At 39.9% G+C, this 14,016-nt stretch carries 11 protein-coding genes; 1 reads left to right on the top strand and 10 read right to left on the bottom strand.

Annotated features, from left to right (window positions below; genetic code table 11):
- Positions 1-251 (top strand): IS3 family transposase (locus BM098_RS12475; protein WP_143423419.1); only part of this gene is annotated, 251 nt, incomplete at its 5' end.
- A 643-nt stretch (positions 252-894) separates the two neighbouring features.
- Here the strand turns inward: BM098_RS12475 and BM098_RS12470 are convergent.
- The 10 genes from BM098_RS12470 to pcrB form a co-directional block, all read right to left on the bottom strand.
- On the bottom strand, positions 895-1,590 hold the full coding sequence (locus tag BM098_RS12470; protein WP_089833860.1) for a haloacid dehalogenase type II: 696 nt from the start codon (positions 1,588-1,590) through the stop codon (positions 895-897).
- Between the two features lie 261 nt (positions 1,591-1,851).
- On the bottom strand, positions 1,852-3,222 hold the full coding sequence (gene rlmD / locus BM098_RS12465) for a 23S rRNA (uracil(1939)-C(5))-methyltransferase RlmD (RefSeq protein ID WP_089833859.1): 1,371 nt from the start codon (positions 3,220-3,222) through the stop codon (positions 1,852-1,854).
- Between the two features lie 132 nt (positions 3,223-3,354).
- On the bottom strand, positions 3,355-4,311 hold the full coding sequence (locus tag BM098_RS12460; RefSeq protein ID WP_089833857.1) for a diacylglycerol kinase: 957 nt from the start codon (positions 4,309-4,311) through the stop codon (positions 3,355-3,357).
- 143 nt (positions 4,312-4,454) lie between these two features.
- On the bottom strand, positions 4,455-5,885 hold the full coding sequence (gene gatB / locus BM098_RS12455) for an Asp-tRNA(Asn)/Glu-tRNA(Gln) amidotransferase subunit GatB (protein WP_089833855.1): 1,431 nt from the start codon (positions 5,883-5,885) through the stop codon (positions 4,455-4,457).
- Positions 5,886-7,364: an Asp-tRNA(Asn)/Glu-tRNA(Gln) amidotransferase subunit GatA gene (gene gatA, locus BM098_RS12450; RefSeq protein ID WP_089833853.1), complete on the bottom strand. Its 1,479-nt coding sequence runs from the start codon at positions 7,362-7,364 to the stop codon at positions 5,886-5,888.
- An 11-nt stretch (positions 7,365-7,375) separates the two neighbouring features.
- Entirely contained in the window at positions 7,376-7,666 is a 291-nt protein-coding gene (gene gatC, locus BM098_RS12445; RefSeq protein WP_089833851.1) for an Asp-tRNA(Asn)/Glu-tRNA(Gln) amidotransferase subunit GatC, read from the bottom strand.
- 119 nt (positions 7,667-7,785) lie between these two features.
- A complete protein-coding gene (locus tag BM098_RS12440) occupies positions 7,786-8,937 on the bottom strand; it encodes a CamS family sex pheromone protein (RefSeq protein WP_089833849.1) in 1,152 nt (383 codons plus the stop codon).
- A 17-nt stretch (positions 8,938-8,954) separates the two neighbouring features.
- Positions 8,955-10,940 carry an NAD-dependent DNA ligase LigA gene (gene ligA / locus BM098_RS12435; protein ID WP_089833847.1) on the bottom strand — a complete coding sequence of 662 codons (1,986 nt, stop codon included), beginning with the start codon at positions 10,938-10,940 and terminating at the stop codon, positions 8,955-8,957.
- Positions 10,941-10,956: 16 nt separating this feature from the next.
- Positions 10,957-13,155: a DNA helicase PcrA gene (pcrA, locus tag BM098_RS12430; RefSeq protein ID WP_089833845.1), complete on the bottom strand. Its 2,199-nt coding sequence runs from the start codon at positions 13,153-13,155 to the stop codon at positions 10,957-10,959.
- A gap of 12 nt (positions 13,156-13,167) precedes the next feature.
- Positions 13,168-13,845 (bottom strand): heptaprenylglyceryl phosphate synthase, encoded by a 678-nt coding sequence (gene pcrB / locus BM098_RS12425; protein ID WP_089833843.1) that lies wholly within the window; start codon positions 13,843-13,845, stop codon positions 13,168-13,170.
- Between the last annotated feature and the right edge of the window lie 171 nt (positions 13,846-14,016).

Genomic DNA, 14,016 nt, shown 5'->3' with positions numbered 1-14,016 from the left:
AGAAATTAGCCGCTAATCACCTGGGTCAATCTATGTCACGGAGAGGTAACTGTTGGGACAATGCACCTCAGGAATCATTCTTCGGCCACTTAAAAAATGATATGAACTATCATCACTGTAAAAATATTCATGAATTACGTGCTGTCGCTGATGATTATATTGATTATTATAATCATCAGCGCGGTCAATGGAACCTAAAAAAATTGCCCCCTGTTAGTTACAGAGAGCAATATTTATTAGATGTTTCATGAGAGTCTTTTTTTAAAATGTCCTTGACAAAGGGTCCACATTATAATGACTATCGGTTTCTTTTATATTACGCCCGGCATGGATAATAACTTAGTGCTGATAGTCCAATATAGACTTGGCAGTAAGGTCTGTTAGAGAGTAACAATAATATCCCTTCGCGAGAGGAAATTTGAAGAGAGCTGGACACAAACACTCGCACTGGCGTACAGAGATTTCATGCAAAGCTGAACAAGGACGGATAGGTTTGCATGAAAAATCCCTATAATAGCTTTTATAATTGCTTTTTCTCGACTATCACGTTTTGTCACAACTTAGTAATGCGTGGGTCGAGCAACTTGTAACAACGTACACATCGCTAATACCGAATACTTGTGACGGTTGTTTCTTTAAATTGACGAATCCCACTGATGGCATTAAGTCATACTCTTTGATAAGCTCATTTCTAAGTTTACCAGCTAAGTACAGTTTGACGACTTGTTTTTTAAATTATTTCGTAAATGATTAACGCGTTTTTACCATGATTGGTTTCTCCCTCGAGTGATTAGTTCTACAAGCTTGACCGCCCTCAACAAAACTGTCTAGTTTAGTGAAACTTATCCATACTGTGCACTGAGAACTTGTCTAAGAAAAACCGTTTAATCTTCTTTATTTAACATCGTCACTTAACAGTCTTACATTCTCATTAATTATGATTTTCACAAGATCTATTAAATTTTTTTCATAGTGGTCTGGTTTAGAATAATACGGGTTATATACGCCGGGTTTTCTTTCAATATATGCCGTTTTAAGGCCTACTTTTTGAGCACCAAACAAATCCCAATCATGCGTTGCAACCATATATATTTCATCTACTTGTAGATTTTCTTTTCCAGCTACATATTCATATATATTTGAAAACGGCTTATACTTTTCTACACTATCTACAGAGTAAAAACAATCAACTAAACTTAAAATGCCACTATTAGAAAGTTGCATTTTCATCATCTCTAGAGATGAGTTTGATACAGGGATTACTTTTATATCATTTTCATTTAAGAGTTTTAATGCTGTTGGCACATCGTCATAAACATCTAATTTTCTAAATGTGCCTAATATATCTTCCTCTATCTCTTTAGTCAACGCTACATGACTTTCACGGAATACACTTTTAAGTACTACACGAGCAAGTTCTCCAAAATTCTCATAGTCACCTATACTACCGATAACGGTAGATGTATGGAGAAGTTTTACAAACCAGTACTTCATTACATATCGATCGTTGAAGTACTTATCAAACTTAACCTGAAGTTTGTTCAAATCGAGTAATGTTTCATTCATATCAAAAAAAATTGCTTTTATCATAGACGTCTCCTTTTTTTCTAATATTGTTAATTATTAGTTTGGCATTTTAAGATTATTCTCAATGGTAAAGTCAAATGCATAAACTTTTTTTGAAATTGGGAAATATAAAAATGAATTTATTTGAATGAACGTATTTCATAATTCTTACAGATACTACAATATGTCTTGTCTTTTTTTTAGTAACTGTGCACTATTTTAGTCATTAGACAGACCGTTACGAAAGAAACCCTGGAAACAGTGTATTTTCAGGGTTAATGTTTACTATATTCTTTCTAAAAGACAGACCGTCTCAACGTGAGACGTTTGAGGAAACATGTCTACCGGCTGAATCTGTTTCACCTTATAATGACCGGATAATAATTTAACATCACGCGCTAAGGTTGATGGGTTACATGAAACATAGACAATCCTTTCAGGGCCCATATCAGTCATCGCTTTTAGTAAAGCTTCATCACAACCTTTACGAGGTGGGTCAACAACAATCACGTCGGGTTTTAAGCCTTGAGCTGTCCACCAAGGCATGACTTTTTCTGCTTCGCCGATGACAAATTCGGCATTGATAATATGATTTAGTTCAGCATTTTTCTTCGCATCATCTATCGCTTCTGGCACAATTTCCACACCATAGACGTGTTTTGCTTGTTGAGCTAAAAAGAGTGAAATCGTACCAATACCACAATACGCGTCAATCACTGTTTCTTTACCAGTGAGTCCAGCAAAGGCAAGCGCTTGGTCATACAAGACCTTTGTTTGATCTGGATTCACTTGATAAAATGACTTAGCCGAAATAGCAAACTTCACATCACCAATCGTGTCGTAAATATAATCTGATCCATATAATGTGATTGTTTCTTTACCTAAAATGACATTCGTCCGTTGACTATTTACATTTTGGATAATCGAATCAATTTCAGGGAAAGCTTTGATGATCCCGTCAAGTAACGCTTGTTTATGCGGTAATGTTTTCGTTCTTGTAACGAGTACTAACATTAATTGACCCGTTTGTTTTCCGCGTCTGACAATAATATGACGCAATGTGCCTTTATGAATCTTTTCGTCGTATGCACGAATACCGAGTGAACTTGCGATCTCTCTTATTTTTTCAACCATGGTGTCATTAACTTCATCGGTAATGATACACGTGTCCATGCCATCAATAATTTCATGGCTTTTCTTTCGGTAAAAACCAGTGATCAACTCGCCATTTTTCTCACCGACAGGAATTTGAACTTTATTACGATAACGCCAAGGGTCGTCCATTCCGAGTGTTGGTTTTACCTCAACATCGGTGATATGAGCAACTTTTTTAAAGACATTTTCAACTTGTTGGCGCTTCATCTCAAGCTGCAGCTCATAATTCATATGCTGCAGCTGACATCCCCCGCACTGATGATAGACCGCGCATGGTGGTTCGACGCGGTGAGGACTTTGTTTTTTTAGTTCAACTAATTTACCAATCGCGAAGTTTTTCTTCACGAATATGATTTTAACGTCAGCTTCTTCCCCAGGTAACGTATTCGGAACAAAGACAGGATAACCGTCTAATTTCCCTACTCCATTACCCTCATGAGTCATATCTTCAAAACTTAACGTGAGGGTTTGATTTTTCTTTACAGGTGCGTGTTTACTCATTATTTTCAACGTCCTTTATCTTCGTTTTCTGTTGTAAGTGTAGCAGAATCTTGCCTTCTTTAAAAGGATTACATTCAACAGTATTTCCCGGGAAATATAAAAAGACTCCTTAAACAAGGAATCTTCTTATCCTTACTCAGCTGTATCCTCTGGAAACTCAATCGATTCAAGAATTTGTTTCTTCTCATCTGCCTCTTTTTGTTCGTCTGTTGGTAAGATACAGGTGATATGTTCTTTTAAATTAATAAAATGCCCCGGTAATAACCCGCCAAATTCACCGTCAACATTTAACTGCATCGTTTCGTCTGTCGTCACTTTAATTTCACTTGCCGTCGTATGGAAGACATTCTTATTTGTGACATGTTGGCCTCTAAGTGCATCAGAAATGACGCGGATAAATTCAGCCACGTTCGATTTTTTTAAGACAAATAAATCAAAGACCCCATCATTCATTCGGGCATCAGGTGCTAGCTTTTCAAAGCCCCCTACCGAATTCGAATTCGCAATTAAAAATAACATAATATCCTCTTCCATTACTTTACCGTCATATTCAATCCGCGTACGAATTGGACGCAGACGCGGTAACATTTCCACACCCTTAATCACATACGCAAGCTGACCAAGTACCGTCTTTAATTTACTTGGCACTTCATATGAGACTTCGGTGATCTTTCCACCACCAGCAATATTGATGAAGTAGTGATCATTAACTCTACCAATATCCAGCGCTTCTTTTGTCCCGTTTAATATACTTTGAACGGCTTTATCAATTTGACGCGGAATTTTTAGTGCCCGCGCAAAATCATTCGTTGTACCTGCAGGGATAATTCCGAGCGTCGGTCGGTGCGGTTGTTCCGCCATGCCAGAAATAACTTCATTAATTGTCCCGTCACCACCTACGGCAATAATTAAATCATAACGTTCATCACAAGCAAAACGGGCGGCTATTGTCGCATCACCTTTTGCGGTTGTTTGATGGGCTGATGTAATAAACCCCGCTCGTTCAAACGTTACTAAAACATCTGGAAGCTTTTGCTTAAATCCCTCTCTTCCCGATGTTGGATTATAAATAATGCGTGCTCGCTTCATAATGTTCCCCCTTACTTCTTCACTCTATTTATATCTGTTAATTTTTATAAGTATCACGTCAAAATCATATCACTTTTCATAACAAAAGGCTATCAATAAGTGATTGATAGCCTTCTATTTATAGGTAATATTGTTGTTTAATGTTAGCGTTTTTTGATTTCTTGCATTAAGATCTTGTTTACCATTGGTGGGTTTGCTTGACCTTTGGTCTGTTTCATCACTTGACCAACTAGGAAACCAATGGCTTTATCTTTACCATTTTTGAAGTCGATAATCGATTGTTCATTCTGATCTAGAATCGCTGTAATGATGTCAGTTAATTGACCTTCATCAGAAATTTGAACCAAGCCTTTAGCTTTAACGATCTCATCCGGATCGCCACCATTTTGAACAAGTTCACTAAAGACTTTCTTCGCCATCTTAGAAGAAATGGTGCCATCTTCAATTAACGTGATCATACGTGCAAGTGCTTCTGGTGTCATCGGCAGATCATGTAGTTCTTTTTGTTCTTTATTAAGGTAAGCTGACACTTCACCCATTAACCAGTTCGATACTTGTTTCACATCGGCACCTGTTTTAATAGCTGCTTCAAAGAAATCAGACATCTCTTTCGTTTGTGTGAGAACCATCGCATCGTAGGCTGGTAAGTTTAAGTCTTCGACGTAACGTTTTTTACGTGCATCCGGTAATTCAGGGATTTCAGCACGAATCCGTTCTTTCCAAGCGTCATCAATATAAAGTGGCACAAGATCTGGTTCTGGGAAGTAACGGTAATCATCTGATCCTTCTTTTACTCGCATAAGAAGTGTTTCTTTTGTTTGTTCATCATAACGACGCGTTTCTTGTAAGATTTCGCCACCTGACATCAACACTTTTTGTTGTCGCTTTTCTTCAAATTCAAGTCCTTTTTGAACAAAAGAGAAAGAGTTTAAGTTTTTAAGCTCTGCCTTTACCCCAAATTCATCTTGTCCGATTGGACGTAGCGAAATATTCGCATCACATCGGAGTGAGCCTTCCTCCATCTTACAGTCAGATACACCGGTATACTGAATAATACTCTTAAGCTTTTCTAAATAAGCATACGCTTCAGCTGGTGAACGTAAGTCTGGTTCAGACACAATCTCAACGAGCGGCGTGCCTTGACGGTTAAAGTCAACCAATGAATAGCCCTCATCTGTGTGTGATAGTTTACCAGCATCTTCTTCTAAGTGTAGGCGGGTAATACCAATCCGCTTAGTTTTACCGTCTACTTCGATATCAATATAACCATGCTCCCCAATAGGTTGATCAAACTGTGAAATTTGATACGCTTTTGGGTTATCTGGATAGAAGTAGTTTTTACGGTCAAACTTTGTATCTGTCGCTATCTCACAGTTTATTGCCATCGCAGCTTTCATCGCAAAATTAACAGCTTCTTCGTTTAAAACCGGTAATACACCTGGATAACCTAAATCAATCGGGCTAATATTTTCGTTCGGTTCAGCACCAAAGTGGTTAAAACTTGGGCTAAAGATTTTAGAATCTGTTTTTAATTCGACGTGGACTTCCAGTCCAATAATTGTTTCAAAGTTCATTTATTTTGCACCTCCCAAATTTGGGCGTTCTTTATGGTGTTCGGTTGCTTGTTCATACGCATAAGCTGCGCGGTAAATTGTTTTCTCATCAAAGTGTTTCGCAATGATTTGTAAACCAATCGGTAAATGACTATCGTTACTAAAACCACATGGAAGCGACATGCCTGGTACGCCCGCAAGGTTAACAGGAATGGTTAAGACGTCATCTGCGTACATCGTCAGTGGATCGTCAATTTTTTCACCAATCTTATAGGCTGGTGTTGGTGATGTTGGTCCAATGATTACGTCATAGTCTTCAAAGACTTTATCAAAGTCTTGTTTAATTAATGTTCGCACTTGTTGCGCTTTTTTATAGTAAGCATCATAATAACCTGAACTTAAGGCAAACGTTCCAAGCATAATACGACGTTTTACTTCCTCACCAAATCCTTCGCTACGTGATTTCTTAAAGAGGTCAATTAAGTTCTCCGCGTTTTCCGCGCGCTGACCATAACGAATCCCGTCAAAACGAGCAAGGTTGGCACTTGCTTCAGATGATGCAAGCAAGTAATAAGCAGCCACGGCGTATTTCGAGTGTGGCAAGGATACTTCATCAACTGTTGCACCTAACGATTTAAACACCTCAAGAGCGGCTTCAACTTTTTCTCGTACTTCTGGTTGAATGCCTTCTTGACTTGATAAGTATTCTTTTGGTACGGCAATTTTAAGACCCTTTACGCCATCTTTAAGCACGTCATGATAGTTCGGTATATCAACGTTCGCTGACGTTGAATCCATGTTACAATGGCCAGCAATCGCTTGTAAGACGTAAGCATTATCTTCTACTGTCCGTGTAAGTGGTCCAATTTGGTCAAGGGATGAAGCAAATGCAACAAGACCAAAACGTGACACTAAGCCATACGTCGGCTTTAATCCTACAACCCCGCAAAATGATGCTGGCTGACGGATAGAACCACCGGTATCTGACCCAAGTGAATAAAAGACTTCCCCTGCAGCAACAGCCGCAGCTGAACCACCACTTGACCCACCTGGTACGTAATCTGTGTTCCACGGGTTACGCGTATCGTAATAGCTTGAATTCTCGGTTGTTGAACCCATCGCGAATTCATCCATGTTTAACTTACCAATCACAACTGCTTGTTCTTTATTTAACTTATCTATAACTGTCGCATCATACAATGGATCGTTAAAGTTACTTAAAAATTGACTCGCACATGTTGTTCTGAGACCTTTTGTGACGATGTTATCTTTAATTCCAGCCGGAATACCATATAACGGATTTGTCGTCTCAGGCATTGCTTCATCTAATTGCTTTGCTTTTTCTAACGCTTGTTCTTTATTTAATGTTAGAAATGATTTTACTTCTTCTTCCACTTCATCGATGCGGTCATATGCAGCTTGAACAAGGTCCGAAACTGTAAGTTCTTTGCTATGTAGTTTCGCTTGTAGCTGTTCTAACGTATAATCAAATACTGACATATTGTTCCCTCCTACTCTAAAATTGTTGGCACTTTAAACTGGCCATCTTTTTGATCCGGTGCATTTTTTAGTGCATCTTCACGTGTGATCCATTTGCGCGGCTCATCTTTACGCATTACATTTTTCAAATCAAGTACGTGTGTCGTCGGTTCCACGCCTGTTGTATCGAGTTCATTTAATAGTTCTGCATACTGAATGATATCGCCTAATTGTTTTGTCATCATATCGACTTCTTCTTCGCTTACCGCTAAACGTGCTAAGTGAGCGACGTGTCTTACTTGATCTTTTGAAATGTCTGTCATTTCATTCACCTCCGGTTATGTTACGTCCCTTTATTTAAACATACTTATGATAATAGCAAACTTTTCATAGTTTAGGCAACTACTCTGTTGAATTATCTGAAGATTTAAAGAAAATAGGTTTACTCATAGATATAGACATCTGCCTTTTCTGCATCACGTTTACGCGTAATGAGACTCTCTTGCTGCTGGTCTGACTTAATCACCACTTCTAAGTCATAATGCGTTTGAAAACTATCCATAACTAAACCATACACATATTGGGTGAAGCCATTCACCTCTGCTTGACCCTGAAACGTAATAGGAATCTCAAGCGTTAACTTTCTGAGCTGGTCACCTTGATAAAAGCCTTCCCCTATTAAGCCCACATAATTCGGAAAAAACTCACGGATATCGTCTTGGAAATCCGCTACAATCGCTGATAAATCTGGATCAATTTGACCGGCACGGCTAGATGGGAATAACACATACTCTTCTTCAATCGTTTCCCAACCACTAACATTACCAGATCCAGCATCCACAACGGTCTTAGCGACCATGTGGCCCGGTACTAAACTGTTACGCGGGGCTTCTTGATACACTCCCAGCATAATTGGTACATCCATTAACCCATCTTTTTGGCGCAAGCGGGTAACGACTTCTGATGCGACACGTTTTGCCTCTGACAGCATCTTTTCATTGGAAATCGTTTCGTAATAAAATGGCCCGCCAATTTCTGTTTGGAATTGGTATTCTGATTTTATTGCGATTCCTAACGAAATACCTGCTAGTTTGACCGTATCTTCTTCTGTTCGCACGAGATAATTTTGTTCTAAAATGTGGGTTAAATACTTTGGGTTATCTCGTTCATCCGCTAACTTCTCTTCTAGTGGACTGTCGTCTGTATAAGAGACGGCTGGATTGAGTCCGTATTGAGACGTTTCACTGTAGCGCTCAAGCCAGCTATATAATTCACTGCTTCCAATCTGTTGACCTTCTTGAAAGAAGTAATCATCCGGGTCAAATACATCCGTTGAATGTCGTCTTAAATCATTCTCAAGTGCGCGGATATCAATCCGATTGGCGATTTGGTTTGTTGTGACACCGCGTGACTCACTTAAACGGTATGGCAACAAGACTTGATAATCGGATTCATCGACTTGGTAGTTTGGAATAATCGCCGTTTCTTGTTCTTCACCTGGCAACGTTTCATCAATCACTTCATCATTTTCTTCATACTGCGGGGCACACCCAACAACAACGGCTAATAAGATGAGTGGTATAAGTCGTTTCATATGGCGCCTCCTCTCTTTTATAAGTGATCTTTAAGTGTTGCTTCATCCCAAATCGTAATCTCTAGTTTCTCAGCTTTATCTAACTTGGAACCTGCTTCAACACCTGCGATTAATACATCGGTCTTTTTCGACACACTGCCGGTTACTTTAGCTCCTCGCGCTTCTAATAATGCTTTTAGTTCTTGACGTTTGTAATGTTCTAACGTGCCGGTAATGACAAACGTCTTATCTTTAAAGGTTTCATCAACTACCTCAGGAGCTTTTGGACCGGTGTAAGACATATTCACACCTTGCTCCTTTAATCGATTTAGTAACACTTCTACATGAGGTTCATTGAAGTACTTGACGACAGCATCGGCCATTTTATCACCAATCTCATCAACAGCCATAAGTGCCTCTTTATCTTGCGTTTTTAAGTTAGCCATCGTTTCAAAAGCGATGGCTAACGTTTTAGCTGCTTTTGAACCAATAAAACGGATGCCTAAGCCAAACAGTAACCGCTCTAATGAATTGTTTTTTGACGCCTCAATCGCCGCTAATAAATTATCAACAGATTTTTCACCCATACGGTCTAAGTTTAATACATCGTTACGTTGTAAGTAATAAAGATCACTCACATCTTTCACAAGACTCGCATGATAGAGCTGTTCAACAACTTTCTCACCTAAACCATCAATGTTCATCGCGAGACGCGAAACAAAGTGGGCAAGTCCTTCTGTTAGCTGAGCTGGGCATTGCGGGTTAAAACAACGTAGCGCCACTTCACCTTCTAATTGTGTGAGGTCTGAATCACAACTTGGGCAACGCGTTGGCATCTGAAACGGGACAGAATCAGCTGGTCGTTCTTCTTCGATGACGCGCACGACTTCTGGAATAATATCACCGGCTTTTTTAATGATGACCCGATCTTTTAGGCGGATATCTTTTTCTTCAATGAAATCGCCATTGTGAAGGGATGCACGGCTAACGGTTGTCCCGGCAACTTTCACTGGTGTTAAAAGAGCTGTTGGTGTCACAACACCGGTACGACCTACACTAAATTCAACATCTTCAAGTGTTGTCACTACTTCTTCAGCTGGGAACTTATACGCAATTGCCCAACGCGGACTTTTGGCAGTAAAGCCAAGTTGTTGTTGAGCCGCTATCTCATCAACTTTCACAACAATTCCATCAATCTCATAGTCTAAATCCGTCCGCTTTGTCGTCCAGCGTTCAATATAAGCAATTACATCATCTATCGATGAACATAGCGCGCGTTCTTTATTCGTTTTAAATCCGAGTGAATCAAGGTAGGCTAAATAGGTGCTATGCGCCTCTTTTTCAACAGGTGCCTCGCCGACGGCATAGAGAAAGATATCTAAGTTTCGTTTAGCTGCTACTTTACTATCAAGCTGACGCAGTGACCCCGCCGCTGCGTTACGCGGATTCGCAAATGGCTCTTCATCCTTTTCGAGTCTAACTTCATTTAACTTCAAAAAAGAAGCTTTAGGCATAAACGCTTCACCGCGCACTTCTAATCGGCCTGTCGCATCCACTTTTAGCGGGATGGTCCGGATTGTTTTTAAGTTTTCAGTAATGTTCTCACCTATAGATCCGTCACCGCGCGTTGCGCCTAGTATAAATTCACCCTCTTCATACGTTAGCGAGACGGCCAAACCATCAATTTTAAGTTCACAGACATACGAGATTGCTGTTTTTCCGAGTGTATCTTTAACACGTTTATCGAACGCGCGTAAATCAGACGCATTAAAGGCGTTAGCCAACGACAACATTGGTGTTTGGTGATTGACTTTTTCAAATGCATCGAGCACCTTACCACCAACACGGACCGTTGGTGAATCACTTGTTTTTAGTTCTGGGTGTTTTTCTTCTAATTGAATTAAAGACTGCATCAGTCGGTCATATTCACTATCTGGTACCGATGGTTGATCTAACACATAGTATTCATGATTATATTTTACAAGCTTCTCTTTTAAAGCTTCAATCTCTTCTCTTACTCCCATCACGTTGGTCCTCCCGTTATTTTTTCGTAATTGGGGCAAATTGCGCCATTAAGCGCTTCAACCCGACGGGGGCTGGAAAGGCAATGTCAAGTTCACGTTCACCCGGCTCACCGGATACTTTTACCACTGTCCCAACGCCCCATTTTTTATGTTCCGCCTTATCGCCAACATGCCAATCAGCACCAGCACCTGGTGCTGGTTTTTTAACCGGACGTTTTTTCGGCTTAGTTGGTTTCGCAGGTAAACCAAACGATGTGTCATCTAACGTCACAGAATCAACCCCAAAGCCTTCGATTAAATCTGTCGGTATTTCATCAATAAACCGGCTGCGACTATTAAAGTTCGTGCGACCATACAGCGTTCGCATATTCGCATGTGTCAAATGCAGCTCTTTTTCAGCTCGGGTAATCCCGACATAACAAAGCCGGCGTTCCTCGTCCATTTCCTCTTCGTCCATCATCGACCGGCTGTGGGGAAAGACCGTTTCTTCTAGACCAATTAAGAACACAACTGGAAATTCTAACCCTTTAGCAGCATGTAGCGTCATCAGCGTCACTTTATTATCGGCATCTTCACCGTCTTCTAACCGGTCAATATCACTAATCAAAGCAAGATCCGTTAAAAAACTAACCAATGATTGGTCATCTGCCTGTGCTTCAAAATGTTTCGTGACCGATTTAAATTCATTAATATTTTCCAGTCGTGTTTGAGCCTCAATCGAAGGATCGCGTTTATACACATCTTCATATTCGGTCTCTTCTAACACATCATTCACCATATCGGTAGCACTTAAAAATTCTTGCTTCTTATACCAGTTCATCACCATCTCGCTGAACTGAAGCAGTTGATTTGTGGCCCGCTTACTTAAACCGATAAAATCAACTTCTTTAATCGCGGTCATTAGAGAAATATCATGTAAGTCAGCATAGTGCTGCAGTTTTTCTAATGTCGTTTTACCAATGCCACGTTTTGGTTCATTGACAATCCGGCTAAAACTAACATCGTCATCTGGATTTGAAATGAGTCTAAGGTAAGCTAAAATATCTTTAATTTCTTTACGGTCATAGAATTTCGTTCCCCCAACCATTTGGTAGGGGATATTTGCCTTTACAAGGGTTTCTTCAATTGCACGAGACTGGGCATTTGTCCGGTAAAGAACCGCAAAATCACGGTAATTAAAACGCCCTGTTCTTACCGCTTCACTGATTTTATCCGCCACATAAAACGCTTCATAACGTTCTGTTTCCGCTTCATGGTAGATGATTTTCTCACCTTCATGATTATCTGTCCATAGGTTTTTCTTGATCCGGTTTTTATTGCGTTCAATCACCGCATTTGCTGCATCTAAAATAGGTTTCGTTGAGCGATAGTTCTGTTCTAACAAAATCGTCTTTGCCTGTGGATAGTCTTGTTCAAACGATAAAATATTTTTAATATCTGCCCCACGCCAGCCATAAATCGATTGGTCTTGGTCACCTACGACACAGACATTCTTAAACCGTGCCGCTAACAGCTTCACTAACATATACTGCGCATGGTTCGTATCTTGATACTCATCGACATGAATATATTGAAATTTACGCTGATAATAATGTAATACGTCTGGTACTTGTTGAAACAGAACGATCGTCTGCATAATCAGGTCATCAAAATCAAGCGCTTGGTTTTTGCGCAAGATTTTCTCATAATCCTTATAGACAGCAGCGACCACTTTCGTGTAGTAATCATGTGAGGCTTTCGCATAATCCTTTGCGGATAATAATTCATTTTTCGCCTGGCTGATCATACCTAACATCGCCCGTGGTTCAAATTGCTTCGGATCGAGGTTTTGATTCTTTAAAATATTCTTAATAACCGTGAGTTGATCGGCACTATCAAAAATCGTAAATTGCTTACTATAGCCAATCCGGTCAATATCTCGGCGTAAAATACGGACACACATCGAGTGAAAAGTCGAGACCCACATATTTTTTGCATCTGGGCCAACCAGCTTTTCGACCCGCTCTTTCATTTCACGGGCGGCTTTATTGGTAAAGGTAATCGCTAAGACACTAAAAGGTGAGACATCTTTTTCATCGATTAAATAGGCAATCCGGTGTGTTAACACACGGGTTTTCCCACTACCAGCCCCAGCCATAATAAGCAAAGGACCATCGGTATGTTTAACTGCTTCTTGTTGTTTTGGGTTTAATCCTTGTAGTAACGGATGGTTCACAAAAACGCCTCCTTAATTGAGTTTGACTGTTTTGATTGCTTGTTTAAAATCGGTATATAAACTATTACCGACAACAATCGTATCGGCATATTGTTTCATTTCTTTGGCATCCTCAAGTGTTTTAATACCACCACCATAGATGATCTGTGTGTTTGATAATTCACTCGCAATTTTTTTTAACACGTCGGTATCTCCTTTTGTACCTGAGTACTCTAAATAAAAGACAGGTAAGCGGAAAAGATGTTCCGCCATTTTTGCATAACCGACTGCGTCTTCTACTGTTGGTAGCTTACAATTCGTAAGTTTATAGACTTTCGCGTCAGGATTCATGATACAGTAGCCTTCGGCGATAAGGTCGTTAAAGGGAATCATTGGCCCGAACGATTTAATCGCCTCATGTTGTATGTCCATCATCCATTTCTTTTCTGTGCTATTCAGTACCACCGGAATAAGGTAGTAGTCAAAACCTGGCGTGACGGCTTCAATATTTGATACTTCTAATGCAACGGTCACTTCATAGCGACGTATATGACTGAGTAAATCAAGCACACCATCGAGTGTGACGTTATCTGTTCCACCAACGATAATCGCATCTGTACCTGATTCACAGACAAAATCAAGTTCATCATCTGTTAACGATTTTGCGGGATCTAATTTAAAAACGTGTTGCCACGTATCGATTGTCTTCATCATTAATTCCTCCAAGACTTATTCATCATTTCATTATAACAAAATCTGCCCAAGCTATGTTGAAACGTACAAAAAAATAAGAAAAGCTCGGCTAGGCCTCGCCCTTTTTGGGCTAGAGGTTAGCCGAGCTTTTCAATTCTGGATTTTTATAAGTGATGCCATGAAGGCTTG

This window comes from Halolactibacillus halophilus (assembly GCF_900115605.1).
Taxonomy (GTDB): Bacteria; Bacillota; Bacilli; order Bacillales; family Amphibacillaceae; genus Halolactibacillus; species Halolactibacillus halophilus.
The sequence above is the reverse complement of the archived record's forward strand: the minus strand, read 5'-3'. Positions and strand labels throughout refer to the sequence as shown.